The organism is Rufibacter radiotolerans (genome assembly GCF_001078055.1).
Lineage (GTDB): Bacteria > Bacteroidota > Bacteroidia > Cytophagales > Hymenobacteraceae > Nibribacter > Nibribacter radiotolerans.
Genome location: NZ_CP010777.1, coordinates 4,113,806 through 4,136,976 on the forward strand (window position 1 = coordinate 4,113,806; position 23,171 = coordinate 4,136,976).

General features: G+C 53.1%; 17 protein-coding genes. 8 read left to right on the forward strand and 9 right to left on the reverse strand.

The features are described from left to right. Positions 1-329: 329 nt before the first annotated feature. Positions 330-1,379 (reverse strand): sensor histidine kinase, encoded by a 1,050-nt coding sequence (locus TH63_RS16715; RefSeq protein WP_048921953.1) that lies wholly within the window; start codon positions 1,377-1,379, stop codon positions 330-332. A 232-nt stretch (positions 1,380-1,611) separates the two neighbouring features. Next, positions 1,612-3,540, reverse strand: coding sequence for a PAS domain-containing sensor histidine kinase (locus tag TH63_RS16720; RefSeq protein WP_082161770.1), 1,929 nt, complete (start codon positions 3,538-3,540; stop codon positions 1,612-1,614). A gap of 453 nt (positions 3,541-3,993) precedes the next feature. Here TH63_RS16720 and carB point away from each other — a divergent pair, with 453 nt between their 5' ends. Further along, complete coding sequence (gene carB, locus TH63_RS16725) at positions 3,994-6,807, forward strand: carbamoyl-phosphate synthase large subunit (protein WP_048921954.1); 2,814 nt, start codon at positions 3,994-3,996, stop codon at positions 6,805-6,807. A 155-nt stretch (positions 6,808-6,962) separates the two neighbouring features. Here carB and TH63_RS16730 read toward each other — a convergent pair whose 3' ends face one another. Together TH63_RS16730 and TH63_RS16735 are read right to left on the reverse strand one after the other, a co-directional pair. Continuing rightward, complete coding sequence (locus TH63_RS16730; protein WP_076606519.1) at positions 6,963-8,348, reverse strand: alanine/glycine:cation symporter family protein; 1,386 nt, start codon at positions 8,346-8,348, stop codon at positions 6,963-6,965. Between the two features lie 169 nt (positions 8,349-8,517). After that, on the reverse strand, positions 8,518-8,919 hold the full coding sequence (locus TH63_RS16735; RefSeq protein WP_048921955.1) for a thiol-disulfide oxidoreductase DCC family protein: 402 nt from the start codon (positions 8,917-8,919) through the stop codon (positions 8,518-8,520). Positions 8,920-9,122: 203 nt separating this feature from the next. On the opposite strand from TH63_RS16735, the gene TH63_RS16740 reads away from it, so the two are divergent. From TH63_RS16740 to TH63_RS20610, 3 genes are all read left to right on the forward strand, one after another. Continuing rightward, positions 9,123-9,494: a hypothetical protein gene (locus tag TH63_RS16740; protein ID WP_048921956.1), complete on the forward strand. Its 372-nt coding sequence runs from the start codon at positions 9,123-9,125 to the stop codon at positions 9,492-9,494. Between the two features lie 94 nt (positions 9,495-9,588). Continuing rightward, entirely contained in the window at positions 9,589-11,094 is a 1,506-nt protein-coding gene (locus TH63_RS16745) for an HTTM domain-containing protein (RefSeq protein WP_048921957.1), read from the forward strand. Between the two features lie 167 nt (positions 11,095-11,261). After that, on the forward strand, positions 11,262-11,438 hold the full coding sequence (locus TH63_RS20610) for a hypothetical protein (RefSeq protein ID WP_048921958.1): 177 nt from the start codon (positions 11,262-11,264) through the stop codon (positions 11,436-11,438). Between the two features lie 93 nt (positions 11,439-11,531). Here the strand turns inward: TH63_RS20610 and TH63_RS16755 are convergent, their stop codons facing one another. Beyond that, positions 11,532-12,080: a hypothetical protein gene (locus TH63_RS16755; protein ID WP_231583497.1), complete on the reverse strand. Its 549-nt coding sequence runs from the start codon at positions 12,078-12,080 to the stop codon at positions 11,532-11,534. Between the two features lie 219 nt (positions 12,081-12,299). Between TH63_RS16755 and TH63_RS16760 the strand changes: the two genes are divergently transcribed. Continuing rightward, positions 12,300-13,652, forward strand: a complete 1,353-nt coding sequence (locus TH63_RS16760) for a DEAD/DEAH box helicase (protein ID WP_048921959.1) — start codon at positions 12,300-12,302, stop codon at positions 13,650-13,652. 242 nt (positions 13,653-13,894) lie between these two features. Here TH63_RS16760 and TH63_RS16765 read toward each other — a convergent pair whose 3' ends face one another. After that, positions 13,895-14,344, reverse strand: coding sequence for a hypothetical protein (locus TH63_RS16765; RefSeq protein ID WP_048921960.1), 450 nt, complete (start codon positions 14,342-14,344; stop codon positions 13,895-13,897). A gap of 273 nt (positions 14,345-14,617) precedes the next feature. Here TH63_RS16765 and TH63_RS16770 point away from each other — a divergent pair, with 273 nt between their 5' ends. Both TH63_RS16770 and TH63_RS16775 read left to right on the forward strand, forming a co-directional pair. Continuing rightward, a complete protein-coding gene (locus TH63_RS16770; RefSeq protein WP_048921961.1) occupies positions 14,618-15,757 on the forward strand; it encodes an AI-2E family transporter in 1,140 nt (379 codons plus the stop codon). Between the two features lie 210 nt (positions 15,758-15,967). After that, on the forward strand, positions 15,968-17,260 hold the full coding sequence (locus TH63_RS16775) for a M20/M25/M40 family metallo-hydrolase (RefSeq protein WP_048921962.1): 1,293 nt from the start codon (positions 15,968-15,970) through the stop codon (positions 17,258-17,260). A gap of 675 nt (positions 17,261-17,935) precedes the next feature. On the opposite strand, the gene TH63_RS16785 is transcribed toward TH63_RS16775, so the two are convergent. From TH63_RS16785 to TH63_RS16795, 3 genes are all read right to left on the reverse strand, one after another. Beyond that, positions 17,936-20,338: a TonB-dependent receptor gene (locus tag TH63_RS16785; RefSeq protein ID WP_048921964.1), complete on the reverse strand. Its 2,403-nt coding sequence runs from the start codon at positions 20,336-20,338 to the stop codon at positions 17,936-17,938. Positions 20,339-20,438: 100 nt separating this feature from the next. Next, a complete protein-coding gene (locus TH63_RS16790; protein ID WP_048921965.1) occupies positions 20,439-20,912 on the reverse strand; it encodes a GNAT family N-acetyltransferase in 474 nt (157 codons plus the stop codon). Between the two features lie 93 nt (positions 20,913-21,005). After that, positions 21,006-21,704, reverse strand: coding sequence for a hypothetical protein (locus TH63_RS16795; RefSeq protein ID WP_197088580.1), 699 nt, complete (start codon positions 21,702-21,704; stop codon positions 21,006-21,008). Between the two features lie 240 nt (positions 21,705-21,944). Here TH63_RS16795 and TH63_RS16800 point away from each other — a divergent pair, with 240 nt between their 5' ends. After that, positions 21,945-23,141 (forward strand): C40 family peptidase, encoded by a 1,197-nt coding sequence (locus tag TH63_RS16800; RefSeq protein ID WP_076606520.1) that lies wholly within the window; start codon positions 21,945-21,947, stop codon positions 23,139-23,141. The last annotated feature ends 30 nt before the right edge of the window (positions 23,142-23,171 follow it).

Sequence of the window (23,171 nt, forward strand, 5' to 3'; positions counted from 1 at the left end):
CTCTGGTAATCAATTTAAAAAGCACGTATCTGGCCAACACCAGGTGCGTGCTTTTTTTATGCTCTGCCCAAGGGGCAACTTCGCCTTCTCATTTCCCCGCGTATCCTTAGGCAGGTTAGAGTACCTCATTTTATCAATACCCCAGACAAATAAAACATAAACTCTGGTCATTGGTTAGAGGCTGGTTACAGGTAGAGGAAATAAAGGACCACACTATTACTTAAAACGGGAAGAGGCCGCATTACTAGTGCGGCCTCTTCCCGTTTTAAGGGTGTTTTCGTCAAAACAGGCGTAAAACAGCTTATTGTGCCACGCCAAAAAAGCAAGGCTTATTTCTTAGGAAGTTCTATGGTGAAGGTGGCGCCTTGACCCATACCAGCACTTTGCGCCGAAAGGCTACCGCCGTGCTTCTGCATGGTTTTCTGGCACAAGAACAGGCCTATGCCGTTGCTGGGCTCACCGGCGGTGCCCACTTTCTGGTATTTGGTAAAGCGGTCAAATAAACGTTCGCCGGTTTCTGGGGCAAACCCCATGCCCTGGTCCCGGAACCGGATGTAGATGTTGCCCTCTTTCTCTTCGGCCTGAATGGAGATGGTTTGCCCGGGGTGCGAAAACTTGACGGCGTTCACTAGCAGGTTATTGAGCACCTGCTCAAACGAAGCGGCCTCTACGTTCACCTGTAGCTTAGGGGGTATCTCCTGCACTATCTGCAGGCGCTTGGCTACCAGAGTCATCTGCATAGAAAGAATGGCGCTTCGGATCATGGGGCCCAGCATTACCGGGGTCTTTTTCAGGGTCTGGCCGGTCCACTCGTCTTGCCGGAGCAGGCTCAGCACAGAGTCCATGAGGTCTAGTTGCTTCTGCCCTACCTGCTGCAGGTTGGCCAGGTAAGGCGCCAGGTTCATGCGTTCAGAAGGGCTTTCCTGCAGCAGCCGCACCGTGTCTAGCATGGTGATGGTGGGTGTGCGCAGGTCATGGGACAGCATGGAGACCAGGTCTTTTTTCTCATTCAGGAGATTATCCACGGAAGTGACCGTCAACTGGATGTCTTGCAGGAGAATGCCTACCTCATCTGTGAAGTACGTGGGCAGCTTGGGCAGTTCGTTCTGGTCAAGGTAGCTACGCAGGGCCTTTTTGGCACGTTGTATGGGTTTGATGAGCTGGTTAAGAATGACCAGGGTGAGCCCCGTGGCTACCAGGGTAAGAATGAGGGTATAGGTAATAATGCTAAAAGCGGTGAGGTGGTGGTCTTTGTTCAGGACTATGAAAAAGATAATCCCGATCAAGGGGATATGAATGCCCAGGAAAGCGACAAACAGGAATTTGACAGAGTAAGACTTAAGAAAACCAATGCGTGATAAACTACTGTAAAGCTGCATAAACCAGGACCAGGGAGCCTATTAACTAAGAAAGATAACAAAAGACCACCAAGGTACTCAATTCTTGCGCAAGTTGGTTGGCGTATAACTACCTGTTCTCTCTAGCCGGGCTAGAAAAAAGATAAACTCCCGCTACTACAGTTCTTGCCTGCTCCTTATTTTATTCTTTAGCCTGCCCAAAGGCCTACCGCCCTGTCACCAGGAATAATGCTGTTTTGCCGTTTTGGGGCCATTATTTGAAAAACACGCTAAAAACGGAACCCTCCCCTTCTTTGCTGCTCACCTCTATTCTGTCACCGGAATTGTCCAGGATTTTCTTGACCAGGTAAAGGCCAATCCCTGTGCCCTCTACGTGGTCATGCGCGCGCTTGTACATGTCAAAGATCTTGGCCGTCTGGTGGTGTGAAATGCCCAGGCCGTTATCAGAGACAGACAGCACGTGGGTGCCGGTGTCTAACATCTGCGTAGTGATCCTGACCAGCGGCGCGCGTTCTGGGTGGGCGTATTTAATGGCGTTGGAAACCAGGTTAAACAGAATGCTGCGTAGGTTCTTGCGCGAATACTGGAGAAACTCAAAGCTTTCGGTTTCAAGTTCTACGCGAGCTTTGCTTGCGTTAATAAGCCCTTTCAGGTGCTCGTTCACATCTGCCAGCATTTCTGAGAGGTAGACTTTTTCTGAGGTATGGGTTTCCTGCTGCAGCTGCGTGATCTCCGTCAAGTCAGAGATCACGTTCTTGAAGGTCTTGATGGAACCGCGCATCATAGACAGGATATTTTCGTGCTTCTCCACATCCGGCCCCAGGTCTTCCATAAGCGCCAAAAGCAGTCCTTCCAGATTGGTGATGGGCGTCTTGAGGTCATGGGAGGCGGTGTAGACAAAGTTGTCCAGGTCATTGTTGATGCGCACCAACTCCTGGTTTTTCTTCATGAGGTCTTCATTGCGACGACGCTCGGTAAGGTCACGGGTAATTTTGGCAAAACCCAGCAAGCGGTTCTCCTCATTGTATATAGGCGACAGCACTACGTTGGCCCAGAAGGCGGTGCCGTCTTTTCTAATGCGCCAGCCTTCGTCCTCAAACCGGCCGTTCTCAATGGCCTTGGTGAGTTCATACTGCGGAAAGTTCTGTTCAATGGCCTCACGGCCGTAGAAAGACGAGAAGTGCTTGCCCACAATCTCCTGCTGCTTGTACCCTTTAATGCGTTCCGCGCCTGCGTTCCAGGTCACTACCAGGCCGTCTGGGTTGAGCATGATAATGGCGTAGTCTTTTACGCTGTCTATAAGCAGGCGGGTCTTCTCCTCGCTTTCCTTCAGTTCTACGTGGGTGCGGAACAGCTTCTCCTCCAGCTGTTTTTTGTCTGTAAGGTCGCGGGTGATCTTTGAGTAGCCTATCAGTTCATTCTTGCTGTTATAGATGGCCGTAATGATCACGTTGGCCCAAAACGATGATCCGTCCTTTCTAATGCGCCACCCTTCGTCCTCAAACCGGCCATGGGCTTTGGCCTCTTTCAGCTCATGCTCGGGGTACCCCTGCCGGATGGCGTCCTGCCCGTAGAATTTGGAGAAATACTTGCCTATCACTTCCTTGGCCTCATAGCCTTTTATCTTCTGGGCGCCCTGGTTCCAGGTGGCCACGTTGCCGGCCGGGTCCAGCATGAAAATAGCATAGTCCGTGACGCCGTCTACCAGCAGCCGGTACCGCTCCTCGCTTTCCTTGAGCCACTCATAGGCCTTGAACAGATCATCCTCGGCTTTTTTGCGCTCAGAAAGGTCACGGGTAATCTTAGAGAAGCCTATCAGGGTTTTCTCCTCGTTATAAAGTGGGGTGATAATGACATTGGCCCAGAAAACCGACCCGTCTTTGCGTACCCGCCAGCCTTCGTCTTCAAAGCGGCCGCGGGCCTGGGCTTCCCTCAGTTCATAGGCGGGGTACTCCCGGTTCTTGGCCTCTGAGGTATAGAAGACAGAGAAATGCTTGCCAATGATTTCATTTGGCTCATATTGCTTGATCTTTCTGGCCCCCAGGTTCCAGGTAGAGACATGCCCGGTGGGGTTTAACATGAAGATGGCGTAGTCTGTGACGTTTTCTACAAGTAAACGGTAACTATCTGCTGATTGGGTGCCAAGATGGATGATTGGCAACGTTTCTGGTTCTGAATTCATAACAATAGGGGCAACATTGTTATACCTGAGCCTTTCTTCTGGAATTGGTCTGGCGAAATAAGCCACCCCAGGGAAAGAGTTCCTCCTGAATCCTTATCCGTCAGGGAAAAAAGCCACCGGCAGTGACCGCATTTCTTTCCCAAGGATTCAATATAATCTTTTTAATACGGATGGGCAGCAGGGCAAGTTCCCCTGCTTTGCCTTCCGCAGGCTAATATTTACATTATTTTAGTAATTACCAACCTGGCAGGCACGTTTTGCCTATTTGATTTTAGTAATCTCACAAAAGAATCAGCAAAACAATCTTCTTTTAGCAAGTAAAGAATATAAAAATTTCCTAAGCGGAAGGAATACAGGACAGCTATTATTTTTTTTTCAACCTCACGGCCATTTTTCCCGCAACTCTCAACTTTCTCCCTTAACTTTGGGCAATTTATACATACTCATTTACCAATGCCTAAAGATCAATCCATCAAGTCAGTCTTAATCATCGGTTCTGGTCCTATTGTCATTGGACAAGCCTGTGAGTTTGATTACTCCGGCACCCAGGCCGCCCGCTCCTTGCGCGAGGAGGGAATTGAGGTTACCCTCATCAACTCCAACCCCGCCACCATCATGACAGACTCTATCACGGCAGATAACATCTATCTGTTGCCGCTGGAGAAGAAGTCTATCATCCAGATTCTGGAGAAGCACAAGATTGATGCGGTACTGCCTACCATGGGGGGCCAGACTGCCCTGAATTTGGCCATTGACTGCGAGAAAGCCGGTATCTGGAAAAAGTACGGCGTGAAAATGATTGGCGTGGACATTGGCGCCATTGAGACCACCGAGGACCGCGAGAAATTCCGTCTGCTCATGATTGAGCTGGGCGTGAACGTCTGCAAAGGCTACACGGCTACCTCTTTCCTGGAAGGCAAAGAGATAGCCCAGGAGATTGGCTTCCCGCTGGTAATACGCCCGTCGTTTACCCTGGGTGGTACCGGAGGCGGTTTTGTGAACACCCCAGAGGAGTTTGACGCCGCCTTGACCCGCGGCCTGCACGCCAGCCCTACCCACGAGGTACTGGTGGAGCAAAGCATCATGGGTTGGAAAGAGTATGAGCTGGAGCTGCTGCGCGACAACATTGGCAACGTGATCATCATCTGCTCCATTGAGAACTTTGACCCCATGGGCATCCATACCGGCGACTCCATTACCGTAGCCCCGGCCATGACCCTGCCAGACACCGTGTACCAGCGCATGCGCGATTTGGCCATTAAGATGATGAACGGCATTGGCCAGTTCGCCGGCGGCTGTAACGTGCAGTTCTCAGTGAACCCAGATGATGACACCATCATCGCTATTGAGATCAATCCCCGCGTGAGCCGCTCTTCGGCCCTGGCCTCTAAAGCCACCGGCTACCCTATTGCCAAAGTGGCCGCCAAGCTGGCCATTGGGTATAACCTGGATGAACTGAAAAACTCTATCACCAAGACTACCTCGGCGTTCTTTGAGCCTGCCCTGGACTACGTGATTGTGAAAATACCGCGCTGGAACTTTGACAAGTTCAAGGGTGCCAACAAATTGCTGGGGCTGCAGATGAAATCTGTGGGCGAGGTAATGGGCATTGGCCGTACCTTCCAGGAAGCCCTGCAGAAAGCCTGCCAGAGCCTGGAGATCAAGCGCAACGGCCTGGGCGCCGATGGCAAAGAGAAAACCAACTATGACCAATTGATGTACAGCCTGGCCAACCCTAGCTGGGACCGCCTGTTCACCATCAAAGACGCCATGAAGTTTGGGGTAGCTACCAGCACCATTCAGAAAGTGACCAAGATTGACCCCTGGTTCCTGCAGCAGATTGAAGAGCTGGAGCTCACTGAGCGCGAGATCCTGAAATACACCATTGACACCATCCCGGCTGATCTGATGCGCACCGCCAAGGTGAAAGGCTACGCCGACCGCCAGCTGGCCTACCTCATGCGCTGCAAAGAAAGCGAAGTGCATGACAAGCGCCTGAGCATGGGCATTAAGCGCGTGTTCAAAATGGTAGATACCTGCGCCGCTGAGTTTGAGGCTAAAACGCCTTACTACTACAGCACCTTTGACGGCGAGAACGAAAGCGTGGTCTCTGACCGCAAGAAAGTAGTGGTGCTGGGCTCGGGTCCCAACCGCATTGGCCAGGGCATTGAGTTTGATTACTCCTGCGTGCATGGCGTATTGGCCGCCCGTGAGTGTGGATACGAAACCATTATGATCAACTGTAACCCAGAGACGGTTTCCACTGATTTTGACATCTCTGACAAACTGTACTTTGAGCCGGTATTCTGGGAGCACATCTATGACATCATCCTGCATGAGAACCCCGTAGGCGTGATTGTACAGCTAGGCGGACAGACGGCCCTGAAACTGGCCGAGAAACTGACCCGCTTCGGGATCAAGATCCTGGGTACCACCTATGAGGCCCTGGACTTAGCCGAGGACCGCGGCGCGTTCTCTACCCTGCTCAAGGAAAACAACATCCCGTATCCGCCCTTCGCCAGCGTGACCTCTGCGGAGGAAGCCCTGGAGGTGTGCAAAGACCTCAAGTTCCCGCTGCTGGTGCGCCCTAGCTACGTATTGGGCGGTCAGAACATGAAAATCGTGATCAACGAGAAAGAACTGGAAGCGCAGGTACTAGATATTTTAAAGGACAGCCCCGGCAACAAGGTGCTTCTGGACCACTTCCTGGACCGCGCCATTGAGGCCGAGGCCGATGCCATCTGCGACGGCGAGAACGTGCACATTCTGGGCGTGATGGAGCACATTGAACCGGCTGGTATCCACTCCGGTGACTCCTACGCGGTGCTGCCTCCGTTTGACCTGAGCCAGAACGTGCTCAACCAGATTGACGAGTACACCAAGAAAATCGCGTTGGCGCTGAACACCGTTGGCTTGATCAACATCCAGTTCGCCATTAAGAACGAGATTGTGTACATCATTGAAGCCAACCCCCGCGCCAGCCGCACGGTGCCGTTCATTGCCAAGGCCTACAAAGAGCCTTATGTGAACTATGCCGCCAAAGTGATGCTGGGCGAGAAAAAGGTGACGGACTTCACGTTCAATCCTCAGTTGGAAGGCTACGCTATCAAGGTGCCGGTCTTCTCCCACAACAAGTTCCCCGAGGTGAACAAGGAGCTAGGTCCAGAGATGAAATCTACCGGCGAGGCCATCTATTTCATTGACAACCTGGAAGACGAGTACTTCACCAAGATCTACTCAGAGCGCAACCTGTACTTGAGTAAATAGATTTTAGTAGTGCGTATCACGTAGTGCGACATTAGTAAAATAGAAAGGCCGTTCCTGCAGGAACGGCCTTTTTGCGTTTTGGGCCTGTTTTGCTGAAAACAGGCCCAAAACGGGATTCCAAAATCTTGCTACATGATACGCACAACCTGATACCGCTATTTCACCACGGCCACTTTCTTCTCTTCCTTCATTCTGGCAAAGTAATCTTTGGCGGCGGCCATTACCCGTGGGGACATGACTAGGGCGCAGGTCATGGTAGGAATGGCCATGAGCGCGAAGGCGGTGTCTATGAGGTTGATGACGGAGGTGATGGTAGCCACGGCGCCTATGATCACGGTTAAAATATAGAAGTAGTCATACAGGCGGCGGTACTTGAACCCGAACAGGTACGTGAAGCACTTAGACCCGTAGTAGCAGTAAGAGAAAAGGGAGGTGAACGCGAAGATGAACACGCAGATCACCAGCAGGTATTTGCCCATGACGGGCATGGCGGCGTCAAAGGCCTGGGCGGTCATGCTCACGCCGTTGTCGCTGTGGGTTTCCCAGACGCCCGTCACCAGAATGGCCAGACCGGTCATGGTGCAGACAATGATGGTGTCAATGAAGGGCTCCAGCATGGCTACCAGGCCCTCGCGAACGGGTTCGTTGGTCTGGCTCTCGCCGTGCATCATGGCGGCCGTACCTATGCCCGCCTCATTGGAGAACGAGGCCCGGCGGGCGCCCATGATAATCACCTGCATCACGGCACCGCCCATCATGGCATTACCGGTAAAAGCATCTTCAAAGATCAAAGCAAACATATGCGGCACCGCAGACACATTCACGCCAATAATATAAAGCACCGAACCCGTGTAAAGGATAACCATTAACGGCACCAGTTTGGTGGCTACGTTGGCAATGCGCTTCAGGCCGCCAAACATGATAATGGCCACCGGAAACGCCAGGGCAATGCCCATGAAAAGATTGGGCAAAAACACGTCATCACCTACCAGTCCGCTGGGCCGAAGTACCACGTCCCGCACAATCTGGGTTAATTGGTTAGACTGGAAAAGGGGCAGCGTACCAATAAGGCCGGCTGCCGCAAACAGGATAGACAAAGGCTTCCATTTCTGGCCCAGTCCTTCGGTGACCATATACATAGGGCCGCCCTCCACTTCGCCGCGCTCGTTGCGGCCGCGGTACATCACAGAAAGGGTGCAGGTAAAGAACTTGGTGGCCATGCCCACAATGGCGCTCATCCACATCCAGAACAGCACGCCGGGTCCGCCCATGGCAATACCCACGGCCACCCCACTGATGTTACCCATGCCAATGGTAGAGGCCAGCGCGCTGGACATGGCCTGGAACGGGCTTATCTGTCCGGGGGCGTTGGGGTCCACGTATTTTCCGCTCAGGATCTCTATGGAGTGGCTCAAATGCCGGAAGGGAACAAAACGGCAATACAACATCAGGAACAGGCCACCGCCCATCAGTAAAATCAATAAAGGCATGCCCCAAGCCAGGCTGCTGGCCTCAGCAAGAAACGATTCTAATCTTTCCACAGAGAAATAGTTAAGCTACAAGAGACAAACTTACGGCAGGAAAGTGGGAAAAGGAACGGCGGTTTGGGGGAGTTTCAGCAAAAACGGCCTTAAAACGCATATACTCTATAGGATAACAGGAAAATTGCTTGAAAAAGTAAACAAGAGGATAGCGCTTACCCTGGAGCAACTACAGAAAACGCGCTTTCAGGTCTGGGGTGGGAAGCATACAGCTTTCGCGCTGGCCAAACCACCGGTAACGGTTCCTAGACACAAAGTCATAGGCAGGGTCGCGCAGGAACCGGGGCACCAGCGTAAAACCGTACAGCAAGGACCACGCGCCGCTAAGATGCCGTACTACCCGCAAGGCCGCGGTGGAGCGGGAGTACAGTTGCCCGTTCTCCAGCAACAGCACGCTTTGGAAGTGAGTAGTGGGCAGACCATACGCTTTTAATACCTCCTGCCCTACCTCAGACTGCAGAGACGCGAATTTGAAGTGCCCCTTGGGGTCATGGGTGATGACGAACTGCACAAACCCATTGCACAGGTTGCAGACGCCGTCAAATAGAATAGTAGCGGAAGAGGGAAGCATAGTCTTTAATATTTGGCAAAGATTGCCATTTTACCTAACAATAAAATGACAGTATTTCTACGGATAACCCATGCCTAAAGACCGAAGCAATACGGGTATTGAATAATTTCTATGAAATTTTTAGCACCTTTCTAAGAACAACACCGTAAAAGAGGAACCTGAAATGAAACCCCATTTCTATCATTCATTAACTTGTCAAAACTATGAAAAAGACTTTTGTAAACATTTTCGCGATTGCCGCCCTGGTAGCAACTTCGGCTTTGACTTCTTGCTCTGGCAGCACTGAAACCACCACAGACACTACTAATACTGACAGAACCACTGAGTCAGAAACCAGCACTACATACGGTACCACCGGTACTACTACTGGCACCACTACCGGAACCACTACGGGCACTACCACGGGTACCACAGGCACTACTACCGGTACAACCACCGGAACTACTGGTACCACAACCGGAACTACCACAGGAACCACAACTGGTACAACTACTGGCACCACCGGTACTACTACAGGAACAACAACCGGAACAACAACAGGCACTACCACCGGTACCACTACTACTGGCAACTAGTCTCTGCGTTCCGTAGAATAAGTAATATAGGCAGAAAGGCAAAGCCCCTGGGTTTTGCCTTTTCTGTTTTCCTTTCTAGCCGCCAACCCAGACCATGCATCTACTTAGGCAGTACCTGCATTCTGTCTTCTACGCAGATACCCGGGCCCTTTCCCTCATGCGGATATGGGTGGCCAGTGTCTTGCTGCTGGATATTGGCATACGGGCCTCAGACCTGGAGGCACATTACTCCAACATGGGCGTTTTGCCGCTGCATGTGTTGCATGCCAATGCCTGGAACCCCTATTTCTTTTCTTTCCATGCGCTAAGCGGATTGTGGCAGTTTGAGGTGATTCTCTTTGCCATTGCCGGCATAGCCGCTATTTGCCTGCTGCTGGGTTACCAGACCCGCTGGGCTACCTTTGTGTCCTGGATTCTGCTGCTCTCCCTGCATAACCGCAATCCGCTCATTACGCAGTCCGGCGACAGCCTGCTCCGGATGCTGCTGTTCTGGGGCATGTTTCTGCCCTGGCACCGGCATTATTCCCTGGATGCCCGCCGCACCCCTTCCTCTGCCCTTTCTGCCCGCTACTTCAGCGCGGCCACGGTGGCTTATATTCTGCAGGTAGCCTGGGTGTATGTGTTCACCGCGCTGCTCAAAAGCGGCGCCGAATGGACCACCGATGGCACCGCCCTGTATTACGCCCTCAGCCTGGACCAGATCCTGATGCCCGGCGGCCGCATCTTGTACCAGTACCCTGAACTCATGAAGTTCCTGACCCACGCCACATATTATGTGGAGCTGTGGCTACCTTTTGTATTGCTTATTCCCTGGCGGAACGCCTGGTTCAGGATGCTGTTTTTCATTGCTATTGTAGGGCTGCACATTGGCATCAGTCTTTCTCTGTTTGTGGGTTTGTTCTACCTTATCAGCATCTCGGCGGTCATAGGTTTATTGCCTACCCCGGTCATGGACACTATAAATCACCACCTGCACTCTGGCTACCACCAGGTACATAAAACTTGGATTCGGCATGCCCGCACCTGGCGCTCTCCGGTAGACCTGCAGGTACGCCTTACCTGGAACAAGCCCGCCTGGGCCGGAGACCTTCCCTTAAAATACCTGCGTGAAACGGTGGTGTTGGTGGCCCTGGCCCTGGCCCTTTGGTGGAACCTGAGTACCTTGGGCAAGCCTTATTTTCAGATTCCGGGTAGCGTGCAATGGGCGGCGCTGGTACCGCGGCTGGACCAGAACTGGAGCATGTTTGCCCCCAACGTCTTTAAAGACGATGGCTGGTACGTGCTGGAAGGCATCAATAACCAGAACAAAAAGGTAGACCTGAACCAGCAGGGCAAAGAGCCAGACACCATTAAACCGGCCTCGGTGGTAAGCCTGTTCAAGAATGACCGCTGGCGGAAATACTCAGAGAACTACCTGTTTGTTCCTAACGCCTACATGCGGCCCTACTACTGCTTTTACCTGCTTCGCCGTTGGAACGAAGCCCACCCCCGCCCGCAGCAGATCAAGGAACTCACCGTCATCTACATGAAGGAGTTCACCTTGCCCAACTATAAAACTGCGCCCATTAAGCGGGAGTTGCTCTGCCACTGCAAACCATAATGAATTACAGGAAACAAGCCAGTTTATGGAAAGCTTAGAAGCAACAGGCCTCACTCATTTGTTAAGGTTTTTGGTAGTCCATGAGTTTCCTTCTTAGGTGCAATTCCTTCTGGTTCAGCCTCGTATAAAAGAAGTAGAATTTCACTTAAACCTGAAAGGAGGATAGTATGCCACAAGGAGATAAATCTGCCTACACAGACAAACAGAAACGGCAGGCCGAACACATAGAAGACAGCTACGAGAAGAAAGGCGTAGGCCATGAAGAAGCCGAAAAACGCGCCTGGGCCACCGTAAACAAACATGACGGCGGCGGCAAGAAAAGCGGCTCTGGCAAAAAAAGCTAACCACCCAATACCTTTGAAATGGCCGAAGTCCGTTTTGGGGCTGTTTTTCTGAAAACAGCCCCAAAACGGACTTCGGCTGTAAAGGCCTTTTCCTTACACCTTCACACTCCGCAGCCATTTGGCCACGCCGCCGGCTACTAACCCGCCCAGGAGATAATACCCCACGGTGAGGGCTTGGGTCTGGCGGGTACGGTTGCTGGGGGCTGCGCCAAGGCCCATGGGTCCGGGCAATACCACGCCGCCAATACCGGCGGCCGTGCCCAGAATAGAGCCGCGCCACCAGGCTTTTTTGCCGCCGCCGGTGAGGCTATAGTACAGGCCATTAGAAATAATATCGCCTACCAAGGACCAGGTATGTAATTTGTCATCATTGGGCGGGGTTTGACCAGCATAGCGCAAGCCTTTGGTAATGGCGCGCATGCCCAGAATATCCATACGCGGGGCATCTGGGTAAAAACGCCGTACGGTCTCATGCACCGCCGTTACAGCCAGGGCGCCCGCCAAGCCGCTGATGCCGGACCGCAGCCATTTGTTCAGGCGTTTTTTGCCTGCTTTTCTGGTGGTTCTTTTGCGCTTATTTTTCTGTTGGCCAGGCGCTGTTGTTTCTGCCTGAACGCTTCTTAAAGTCAATTTCTTTGCCATAACATATTGGTTTTATCTTCTCTCCTTTTAACCTGTTTTATGGGCGAAGGTTGCCTGAGAAGAGAGGAAAGGGAATTACGTTTTAAGCCTGTTTTCCTGAAAACGGGCCCAAAACGCACACTGAATCTTTTTACCTATCTTTGTGTCTTATATCCAGCGGGGCTGATGCACTCGCCTTTTCTTGCATGGCCAAATCACTGACGGCCTTTATCAATCAACATGACATTTTCAGAACTAAATTTAATTGAACCTCTTCTGCAGGCCCTGCAGGAAGAAGGATACACCACTCCCACTCCCATCCAGGAACAAGCTATTCCGCCGGTGTTAAACGGCGATGACATGCTGGGTTGCGCCCAGACCGGAACCGGCAAAACAGCCGCGTTCAGCTTACCGCTTTTACAGCGCCTGCATGAAGCAGGTCCGGCACACCCGGCCAAAGCCATCAGGGCGTTGATCTTAACCCCTACCCGTGAACTGGCCCTGCAGATTGGGGACAGCATCAAGTCGTATGGCCGTCATACCAACATCAAGCATAGCGTTATTTTTGGCGGCGTGGGTCAGGTACCCCAGGTACAGCAGATAAGAAACGGCGTTGACATTCTGGTGGCTACCCCCGGTAGACTGCTGGATTTGATGAACCAAGGCCTGTTGTCCTTGAAACACATTGAGACCTTTATCCTGGATGAGGCAGACCGCATGCTAGACATGGGCTTTATTCATGATGTACGCAAGGTGATTGCTCAGATTCCGGCCAAACGCCAGACGCTGTTATTCTCCGCCACCATGCCCCAGGAGATTCAGAAGCTGTCTGCCAGCATCTTGAGAGACCCGGTGTATGTAGAGGTAACGCCCGTTTCCAGCACCGTTGAGAAAATTTCCCAGAAAGTATACTTTGTGGAAAAACTGGAGAAACGTGCTTTGCTGAGACACCTGTTTCAGGAGGAAGGCATTACCCGCGCACTGGTTTTCTCCCGCACCAAACACGGCGCAGACCGCATTGCTAAGGAGCTTTCCAAGGCGGGCATCACGGCGCAGTCCATTCACGGCGACAAAGCCCAGAGCAGCCGCGTAAAAGCCCTTACCCAGTTCAAGAACAATGAGCTGCAGGCTCTGGTGGCTACTGACATCGCCGCCCGCGGTATTGACGTGGATGACCTTACGCACGTGATCAACATTGACCTGCCCAACGAGCCAGAAACCTACGTGCACCGCATTGGCCGTACGGGCCGCGCCGGCGCCGACGGCATGGCCCTTTCTTTCTGCGATGACACGGAGCTTCCGTACCTGCGCGACATTGAGAGACTGACCAAGCAGGAGATACCGGTAGAAGAAGGCCAACCGTTCCACGCCAACTATTCCAAACTTCCGTTGGCCGGCGGAAGAACCACTGACAAAGCCCGCTCCGCCTCCAGCGGTGGCGGAAGCAGCAACCGCAGCGGCGAAGCTGGCCGCAGCAGAAGAGGCCAGGGTGGCGGAAACAGAAGACCTAACTCTACCCAGGGCGCCAGCCAGGGTAGCAGCAGCGGCGGAAGCAGACGTCCTTCCGGCGGTAGCCGGGGCGGCAACCGCTAACCGCTAACCGCTAGTTTATATAAACAGAAAAGCCGAACACATAACGCGTTCGGCTTTTCTGTTTTAGGTGCTACTCAAGTATCAGGCTTTGCGTATTCTGACCGCTGTTTCTGGTGGTTGCTTCCGGGGCAATGAGGTTTTCCGTTTCTAGGGGAGACCTGCCCTTTCTGGCAGTACCTTACTCTAGCCATCACCTCTGCAAATACTGCGTTTCAAATAGCTTCTAAACTCTTCTATTGTCCTTATGAATGCTGGGTTCCGCGGGTAGAGGATTTTGATTTTCTACCTGTTTTGCCCTGGCCTATCCAGCCTTGTGAAGAAGCGGCCCAGTAAGAGGCGCCCAAGGCAATGGCAGCACCACCAATTACTTTCTGGGTAGTGGTTAAGCTGTTGAAAGAACGGGCTACGTTAGAACCCATGTCTTTCACGGCCTGTGGCACTTGCACGTTGCTTAAGCTGCTGGTGAAGTTATTCAACATACTTTGCGCTGAACCCTGCGGCTGTTGCTGTGAAGAGCCTTGTGGCTGCTGCTGGCGGCTGGAAGACTGGTCTTGCTGTCTGCTGGAAGCATTCACTGAAGACTGGCTCTGGTTAGTTGAACGTTGGTTTCTGGCTGAATCTTGTTCGTAAGAAGTTGCATCCTGGGCAGAAGCGTTTGGCTGACGGCCCGGCTGATTGGTTTTGTTTTCCATAGTTGTAAAATTTAAGATGTATAGATGCCTATAAATTCCAGGGAAAAATCTCTGGGTCTATCTACTTGTGCTCATAAGCAGACGAATCCATTTTATCGAAAACGGGCGCAAATGGTTGCGCCAATTTCTATCTTTTCTACTATTTTTTACAGATCAAGGTTGCGATTACTTCCAAATTAGCGCCTTCCAAATATACAGAGTGCAATATATAGCGTTTTGTTGCTTATTTACGTAAAAGGCTGTAGAAACCGTTTTTACTCCTGATCTGCGCTTATGCCTGTTCCCATCAAGTCTGGCCCGCACACCCCGGGCCCCTCGCAGCACTTTATCAGAAAAGTTTTAATAGTGGCTTTTGTGTTTGTTGTGCTGTTTCTGCTGTATACAGTCATCAAAATGGCCTTTGTTACGCTGCTGGTGTTCTTTGCCGCCGTTCTGTTTGGCGTTCTGCTGCACGGGCTCAGCAACTTTCTGCACCGGCACCTGAGATTGCCACACAAATGGGCCCTGGCCCTGGTCTGCCTGCTGTTGGCAGGCGTGATTACGGGGGCATTCATGTATCTGGGGCCCAGCCTTTCCCGGCAGACGGAGGAGCTACGGGAAGACCTGCCCACTGTGCTGGAGAAACTGCGGGCCCAGGTGGCCTCCCTTCCCTACGGAGACCAGTTGCTCAAGCAGATCCCCACCCCAGAGGAGCTTCTCAAGGGGGAGAGCTTCATCATGAAAAACGCTTTCTCGCTTTTCTCCTCCACCTTTGGGGTGCTGGCCAATATCCTGATCATTGTGGTAGTGGGTATCTATCTGGCCATCTCGCCCCAGGAAACCGCCAGCGGGCTGGTGCGGCTGGTGCCCAAGAAACACCGGCCCCGGGCCCGCGAAGTGATCCATGTGCTCCGGTTCACGCTCTGGGGCTGGCTCAAGGGCACCGTGCTGGCCATGGCCATCATAGGCTCGCTCACTACCTTGGGCCTCTATATTATTGGCGTGCCTATTCCGTTGCTGCTGGGGGTTTTTGCCGGTCTCCTGGAATTCATTCCTAACATTGGGCCGTTCATTGCCGGTTTTCCGGCGGCGGTGCTGGCGCTGGTGCAGGACCCCAGCAAGGCCCTGACCGTGGTGCTGTTCTTCATTGGGCTTCAGAGCCTGGAAGGGTATATTCTCACCCCGCTGGTGCAGAAACGCATCATTGACTTACCGCCGGTGCTTACCATTATGGGCCAGTTGGTCTTAGGCCTGCTGGCCGGCGCCTGGGGGCTATTTCTGGCGGTGCCGCTGGTGGCCGTGATCATGGTGCTGGTAAAGATGCTGTACATTGAAGACTACCTGGGCGACTACGCCGTGGAGGTGAAAGGCGAGGAAGAAGCCATTGCCCAGGAAGAAAACTCGCCTACACCCCAGGAAGAAGAGACTCCGTAACGTTGTGGCCCAAGTTGCCAGGTAAAGACATCGGCGGGAGCCGGATGCCTTGGATTCTGCTATGTTTTAGGGCTGTTTTATGAAAATCAGGCTTAAAACAGATATCTTCATCCGGTAAAGCCGTAAGAAACCTTTCATTTAAGTGACTAATACGTACCAGGCCACCCCACCCGTACGCCACTTGTCTCACGCAACTCATTTAAAACACCTATGACGTTCAGAAAAACCCTTGCCCTTGGCCTAGCGCTTTTGCCGCTGTCCGGTGCCTTCGCGCAGAAAGACATCAAGCAAAAAGATGTTGCCCGCATTATAAACACCCTTGCCGCCGATGAGATGATGGGCCGCAAAACCTTTACCCCGGGCATTGACAAAGCCGCCAATTTCATTTCTGATGAATTCAAGAAAGCCGGGCTGCAACCCCTGGCCGGCGACACAGACTTCAAGCAGGAGTTTAAGATGTACAGCCTTACTTCAGACAAAGCCGATATTGAGATCAATGGCAAACGGGTAAAGCCCGAAGAGTTCTTTTACAGCACCGTGCACCGCAAGGTGGAGTGGGAAGACAAAGCGCCCAAGCCCGTTTTCATTGGCGAGAACGATGATTTCAGACAGGGCATAAACAAGGCCCGCCAGCAGAAGAAAGATTTACTGGTAATGGTGCACCCTAAACACCAGGAGATGTTCAGCCGCTACGCGGAATACTTTAAGCAGTCTAGCCCGGTCACCGAACTTGGCAAAGGCTCTACGCTCATCTATGTGCTGTCGCCGCTCACTGAGGTGACTTCTTTTGACGTGGAGATCAAGAACGAGGTAAAGGAAATGGACCTGGCCAACGTGGCGGGCATGATCCCGGGCAAGCGCGCCAATGAGTACATTGTCTTCTCGGGTCACTATGACCACATTGGTTTCCAGAAAGCGGTAGATGGTGACTCCATAGCCAACGGCGCCGACGATGACGCCTCTGGTATTACCGCCGTCATTACGCTGGCCAACCACTTCAAGAAACAGCCTAAACCAGAGCGCACGCTTCTCTTTGTGGCCTTTACGGCCGAGGAGATTGGCGGCTACGGCTCCCAGCATTTCTCCAAACAGCTGAACCCCGATGAGATTGTGGCCATGTTCAACATTGAGATGATAGGCAAAGGCTCTAAGTTCGGTCCTAACAGTGCCTACATTACCGGCTTTGATAAATCAGACTTCGGGTTGCTGTTGCAGCAGGCCGTAAAAGGCACGCCCTACAGTTTCCACCCAGACCCGTACCCCGGCCAGAACCTGTTCTACCGTTCAGACAACGCCACCCTGGCCCGCCTGGGCGTTCCGGCCCATACCATCTCCTCCGTGCAGATTGACAAAGACAAGCTCTACCACTCCGTGGATGACGAAGTAAGCAGCCTGGACATGGCCCACATGACCAACATGATTAAAGCCGTGGCCCTGGGCGCCAAGGATTTCGTGCAGGGTAAAAAGACCCCTAAACGCGTGGATAAGACACAGGTGCAGTAAGCTTTTCGTGATTAGTTGTTCGTGATTAGTTGTTCGTGATTAGTTGTTAGACTTTAGATCCGAAGTCACATCTCATTCTCATATTTCTCAAGCTTCCGCTTTGGGTCTATTTTCCTGAAAACAGGCCCAAAGCGGAAGCTTCTTCTTTTCAAAATTGCCTACCTACATTAAGCTAAGCAGTCTGCTGCCTTCCCTCTTTTGTCATCCTGAAAGGACCTTGTGGGCGAACTTGAAAGGCAATTGATTAGCGTTACTACTCATTGTTCACAAGAGCTTTCCAAGAAGGCAGGGGAGAAGAGCATCTTTCTTTTCCAGTTTGCACCTCTCCCCTTCTGTCATCCTGGAAGAATCTTGGTAGCGAACGGTAATGACGCCAGAGTAAACGCTTTTCTAGTTCGCCTACAAGGTCCTTTCAGGATGACAGCAGGAAAAGATGACATAATGGAAGAGAAGCTGAACAAAGAGGAAACCAGAAAGAGAAGCAGACATCTATGACCTCGTAGTGTGCGAAGCTCCTACGAGTGTCTCACTAAAAACAAAAAGCCCTCATAGATTTCCAGAACCTGTGAGGGCTAATATATCGGCTCCCGTTTCGGGCCTGTTTTCTTAAAAACAGGCCCGAAACGGGAGCCGATGTTGTTTCAGAATCTATGCGCTTTCTACACGCAGATTCCCTTAAAAATTCCCCCTAACCGTCAACACTAAATTGCGGCCGGGAGCGCTCACCCCGGAGGCGTATACGCGGTAGAATTGGTCCAGGATATTCTCCAGGGCCGCCTGCACCTGTACCCTTGGGTGGAACTGGTAGGCGGTGCGCAGGTTGAGGGTATACCAGGCCGGCTCGCCCTGCGGGGTGGCATATTGCAGGTTATCCTCGCCTACGGGGTTGTAATCTTCCAGGCGTTTCCAGCCGTTGTACTGCACAAAAAACTCAGACCGGAATTTAGGCAGCGTGAGAAACAGACTGGTTTTCCCGAACACGGGCGCAATATGGTCCAGCGGAATATCTTGTGGCTCTGCCTTGATACGGCCGTAGGTGTAGGTAAGCGTGGAGGCCAACCGGAAGGCCTGGGTAATGTCCGCGCTCAGAGAGCCGCTGGCACCGTAGATGTAGGCTTTGTTGGCGTTCACGTTCGCGGTGACGCGGCTGGGCTGGCCGTTGTAGTCCACCACCGACTGCCCCTGGAACTGGAACGGCTGGGTGGTGATGGCGTCACGGTACCAGGTGTAGAAACCGGTGCCCTCTACCCGCACGTTCTGCAGAATGGTTTTGCCAACAGACAGTTCGGCGTTGTAGGTGTACTCGGGCTTTAAACTGGGGTTAGGCACAATCAACTGCCCGGCCACCGACTCAAACACCTTGCCTAGGTCATCTACGTTGGGCGCCCGGAACCCCGAGGAAGCCACGGCCGCCAGCCGCCAGTCATGGCCGGGTTGGAAGACCAGACCCAGGTTACCGTTCACGGCGGTGTTCTTCTGGCTTACTTCATCAAAAGGAAAATTAAAGAAGCGCTTGTCTGTGAAATCGGCGTTCAGTTCTACCCGGCTCACGCGCAGTCCGTCAGAGAGAATCCAGTGGGGCGTGATTTCCCAGGTGTGGGTGAAATAGGCGGCGGCAGTGCGCATGTCTGACCCACCGCTGGGGTAGCGGGTGTCCAGGGCGGAGCGGGCGCCGGTGTCTATGTTTTCGCCGTAGGCTCTGGACTGCACGTCATTGTAGCTTGCTTCCAGGCCGTAGCGCAGTTCATGGTCGCCTAGCAGGCGGCTGGCGTCTGCGTTGAGCGTGAAGATGTCTACGTGCTCTTTGCGATGCTGAAGCAGGGTTTTGCCAAAGCTTCGGTTGTTGCGGCTCTCGGCTACGCTTTGGTAGGCGGCCGTCAGCCGAAGGTTCTCCAGCCAGCCCTTGCCTTGCGTAGCAAATGTGTAGGCGGCCAGCAAACGCTCCTGCGGACCGTAGTACCATTGCGCACTCTTGAGCACGCCTTTGCTGTCTACCTCGGTCAACCTATCATAGCGCGGAATATCTGAAGAGGTGGAGTACTGCAGGTTAAGCACGTGCGAGGTGGTAGGACTGGCCTGGAACAGCACTTTCTGCAGCACGTCATACTGCTGGTAGCCGCTTTGTTTCTGCACGTTCACGTTCTCATTGGGCACCATCACGTCTTTCCCATTCACGCGGTCAGCGTAGAAGGGGCGCAGGCCCCAGTTGCCGTAGAACGGGTTGCGTCTTTTGCCTTGCCGCAGGTCATCAAAATCTGAATAGGTAAGGCTAGTGAAGCTCCCCCAGCGTTTTCCGCCCACCGACACATCTACGTGGCCGGTTTTCTCCTGGTTGGCGGTGGCGTAGCGGGTAAAGGCGCTGCCTGTCACGTGGGTACCGGCGCTATCACCTAACACAGGGTTCTTGGTGTAGAAATGCACTACCCCGCCCAGCGCGTCTGACCCATAGACCACTGAGCCCGGCCCAAACACTACTTCTACCTTCTGCAGCGCGGTGTTGTCTACCGTGATCACGTTCTGCAGGTGGCCGCCCCGGTAAATGGCGTTGTTCAGGCGCACGCCGTCCAGCACCATCAAAACCTTGTTGGCCTCAAAACCCCGTAAGATGGGGCTTCCGCCGCCGGCCTGGCTTTTCTGCACCAGCACCTGGCCGCTTTGCTGCAGCACATCGGCGGTGGTTTGGTTATTCTGGAAGGCCAGGTCCTTCGCTTTGAGCACCTGAATCTGTTGCGGCACATCGGCGCGCTTCTCTTCAAACTTGCTGGCAGAGACCACCACTTCCTCCAGAGAATAACTGCGCTCAGAAAGCAACACGCGGTAATGCAGGGTCCTGAGCTGGCTCACGGCCACGGTGCGGGCCTGGTAATCTGGCCGCTCAAACCGCAGGCTGTCGGTGTCCCTGAACTCTTGGGTGCTGAACCTTCCTTTGGCATCTGTTAAGACCGCGCCGCCCCCCTGCACGGGAGTTACCCGCACTCCCGCCAACGGCTGAAGGTTGGCCCGGTCCTGTACGGTGGCACTCTGCGCCCAGGTCACCACGGGCAACGCAAACAGCAACAGAGACAAATAAACTTTCATAGAAAAATGTAAAAGGTGATGGAATTCAGTTTTTAGAGGTAAGCGCACCAGACGCCTACCTGGGGTAAATCTTACAAAAAACGGGGCAGCTTGATTCTTGCTAGAGCGAGAGCTCCATCTTGATATCGGCGCGCTTGTACTCCTTGAAATCATCTGGCACCTCTATAAAGCCCAGCTTGCGGTACAGGTGAATGGCTGTTTCCAGTTTGCGGTTAGAGAGCAGGAACAAGCTGGTGCAGCCCAATTCCCGGGCTTTCTGGATGGCGGCCTCGCCCAGGCGCTTGCCTATCTTGAGGCCCTGCGCCTTATCAGTCACAGCCATTTTGGCCAATTCATAGGTCTGGTCGTCTACTTTAATGAGGGCGCAGGTGCCTACTATCTCGCCATTGTGCTCGGCCATTAGAATATGACCGCCCTTGGCAATGATGTAGCCGTCTGGATTGCCCAGAGATTTATGGTCCAGTTCCTCCATTTCAAAATAGCGCTCAATCCAGGCCTGGTTCAGCTCCCGGAAGAGGATGGCGTGGGCAGGCGTGTAGTCTATAATGGAAACCGATGCAACAGATGAATTCATTCTTAAACGTTACTTGTGTGGTTTACAAAGATACGGAATGGCAAAAGCGTTTTGGGCCTGTTTTTCAGAAAACAGGCCCAAAACAGCCCGTGGTTAATAGCGCACCGGTTCACAGATTTCCTCGTCGCAGACCAGATGCTTAAACAGCGGGTGGGCCAGCAGTTGCTGCAGGGTGTAGACCGAGCCGGCCACCTCAAACCGGTCCAGCACCAGCCTAATACCCTGGCTGTAATCTGTATAAGTGTCTATGTGGCCCAGGTACAGCGGCTGAATGGGGCTTCCGTCCAATTGGTGCCAGCCATAAATGGCCACCCGGTTAGCCCTTGGCTGGCGCCGAAGCCGGGGCGTTAGCACCACGTCTTTTTTGTGGCCGGCCGTGAGCAGACCCAGTTTATATCTTTTGCGCTGGTTCTCTATGAGTTGGTTGTGCTGCAGAAACGTGCGTACGCTGTCTCGGTCTTTGGTAAGCGGAATGGGTTCCAGTTTTATTTTAGCGGCGGCGTAGATGGCGTCTACAATCTTGCGGGTAGGCAGGGTGCAGCCCAGGGCTTCGGCTACCTTCTGGGCGGTTTTGGGCTGCAGAGGCATGCGCACAAAATCTTTGTCAGAGCCCACGGCCAGGTAGTCTGGCATAACAAAGCACATGCCCTGTAGCAGTTGGCCGTTAGGAGCGGTGGCGGTCAACGTAACAGGCCTGAAGGTGCGCAGGAAGGTGGGCAGACTGTCTTTGGCCAGCCTAGACGACAGATACTTCTCGCGCTCTGCTGGGGAAAGCCGCGCAGCCGCCTGCACTACCTGTGTACCAGATAACCGGGTAGACTTCTGGGGCGGACGGCCGCACTGCCAAAACAGGAAAGCCAGGCAAAAAAAGATTAACCCGTTTTGGAGCTGTTTTCTGGGAAATGGCCTTAAAACGCGGGGGGCAAAAGAACAATGCATGGCCTAAATTAAGCAACAGGAACGAGTTACCCGCCCTTCCTGTTCAGGATGAAGCACAAAAGCCTTATATTTCGCCTACCAGACCTCGCAATTATGAAAAACACTGCCCCCTTTCTCCTGCTAATCGCCTTTTTGGCTTCCTGCACCAGCACCAAACCGGCGCCAGACACAGCCGCTACCGTTCCTTCGGCCGCGCCTGTTTCTGCGTTGACTGCGCACGTAGACGCTACCCGCCAGCAGTTTGCCCCAGACAAGCGGGTGGTGCTTTTTGACGTGAAAGCCAACGGCAACGTACTCACCGGCGAAACCAATGTACCCGCTGCCAAGGCCGCACTGGTGGAACGGCTGCAGAAGGCCGGGCTCTCTTTCCAGGATAGCATACAAGTACTACCCGGCGCCGACCTGGAAGGCAACCACCAAGCAGTGGTCACGCTTTCAGTAGCCAACCTCCGGTCAGAGCCCAAACACCCGGCAGAGCTCGCCACGCAGGCCACCATGGGAACGCCGCTCAAGGTGTTCAAGCACAAAGGCGGCTGGTTTCTGGTGCAGACCCCAGACCAGTATTTAGCGTGGGTAGACGCCAGCGCCATCAAGCTCATGAATGAATCCGCGTTTGCGGCCTGGCAGAAGGGTGAGAAATTATTGTACCTGAACCCGTATGGCTTCGCCTTTGCCCAACCCAACAAGCAGGGCGCCACGGTCTCAGATTTGGTGTATGGTGATGTGATGGTGCTAAAGAACAAGACCAAAGATTTCTATGAAGTAGAGTTCCCGGATGGTCGCCTCGCGTTTGTGCCTACCGCTGAAACCGAGAAATACAGCACCTGGGCCGCTACCCGCAAGCCTTCTGAGCAGAACCTGGTAGAGACCTCTAAAAAGCTGCTGGGCCTGCCGTACCTATGGGGCGGCACCTCTTTCAAAGGAGTAGACTGCAGCGGCTTTACCAAAACCGTGTATTTCATGAACGGTCTAATCTTACCCCGTGATGCCTCGCAGCAAGTGACCATTGGTGAGTTGATTGATACCCAAAGCGGGTTCCAGAACCTCAAGCCCGGCGATCTGCTGTTTTTCGGTTCACCTGCCAAAGACGGCAGGCCCGAGCGCGTGGTGCACGTGGGCATGTGGATTGGCAACAATGAGTTCATCCACTCGGCGGGTCGGGTGCGCATTAACAGCATGGACCCCGCCGCCGCCAACCATGACGCCAACGAGCTCAAGCGTTTCCTGCGGGCCAAACGTGTCTCGCCGCAGGCGTCCTTAATGGATTTACGCACCGCCGCCCTCTACTAAGTTTTTTAAGAATTGACCCTAAGAGCTACT

Bases quoted from the DNA above. Each gene is read 5' to 3' on its own strand.
- TH63_RS16715 (WP_048921953.1), bottom strand. From the start codon at position 1,379: ATGCAGCTTTACAGTAGTTTATCACGCATTGGTTTTCTTAAGTCTTAC.
- TH63_RS16720 (WP_082161770.1), bottom strand. From the start codon at position 3,540: ATGAATTCAGAACCAGAAACGTTGCCAATCATCCATCTTGGCACCCAA.
- carB (WP_048921954.1), top strand. From the start codon at position 3,994: ATGCCTAAAGATCAATCCATCAAGTCAGTCTTAATCATCGGTTCTGGT.
- TH63_RS16735 (WP_048921955.1), bottom strand. From the start codon at position 8,919: ATGCTTCCCTCTTCCGCTACTATTCTATTTGACGGCGTCTGCAACCTG.
- TH63_RS16740 (WP_048921956.1), top strand. From the start codon at position 9,123: ATGAAAAAGACTTTTGTAAACATTTTCGCGATTGCCGCCCTGGTAGCA.
- TH63_RS16745 (WP_048921957.1), top strand. From the start codon at position 9,589: ATGCATCTACTTAGGCAGTACCTGCATTCTGTCTTCTACGCAGATACC.
- TH63_RS20610 (WP_048921958.1), top strand. From the start codon at position 11,262: ATGCCACAAGGAGATAAATCTGCCTACACAGACAAACAGAAACGGCAG.
- TH63_RS16755 (WP_231583497.1), bottom strand. From the start codon at position 12,080: ATGGCAAAGAAATTGACTTTAAGAAGCGTTCAGGCAGAAACAACAGCG.
- TH63_RS16760 (WP_048921959.1), top strand. From the start codon at position 12,300: ATGACATTTTCAGAACTAAATTTAATTGAACCTCTTCTGCAGGCCCTG.
- TH63_RS16765 (WP_048921960.1), bottom strand. From the start codon at position 14,344: ATGGAAAACAAAACCAATCAGCCGGGCCGTCAGCCAAACGCTTCTGCC.
- TH63_RS16770 (WP_048921961.1), top strand. From the start codon at position 14,618: ATGCCTGTTCCCATCAAGTCTGGCCCGCACACCCCGGGCCCCTCGCAG.
- TH63_RS16775 (WP_048921962.1), top strand. From the start codon at position 15,968: ATGACGTTCAGAAAAACCCTTGCCCTTGGCCTAGCGCTTTTGCCGCTG.
- TH63_RS16785 (WP_048921964.1), bottom strand. From the start codon at position 20,338: ATGAAAGTTTATTTGTCTCTGTTGCTGTTTGCGTTGCCCGTGGTGACC.
- TH63_RS16790 (WP_048921965.1), bottom strand. From the start codon at position 20,912: ATGAATTCATCTGTTGCATCGGTTTCCATTATAGACTACACGCCTGCC.
- TH63_RS16800 (WP_076606520.1), top strand. From the start codon at position 21,945: ATGAAAAACACTGCCCCCTTTCTCCTGCTAATCGCCTTTTTGGCTTCC.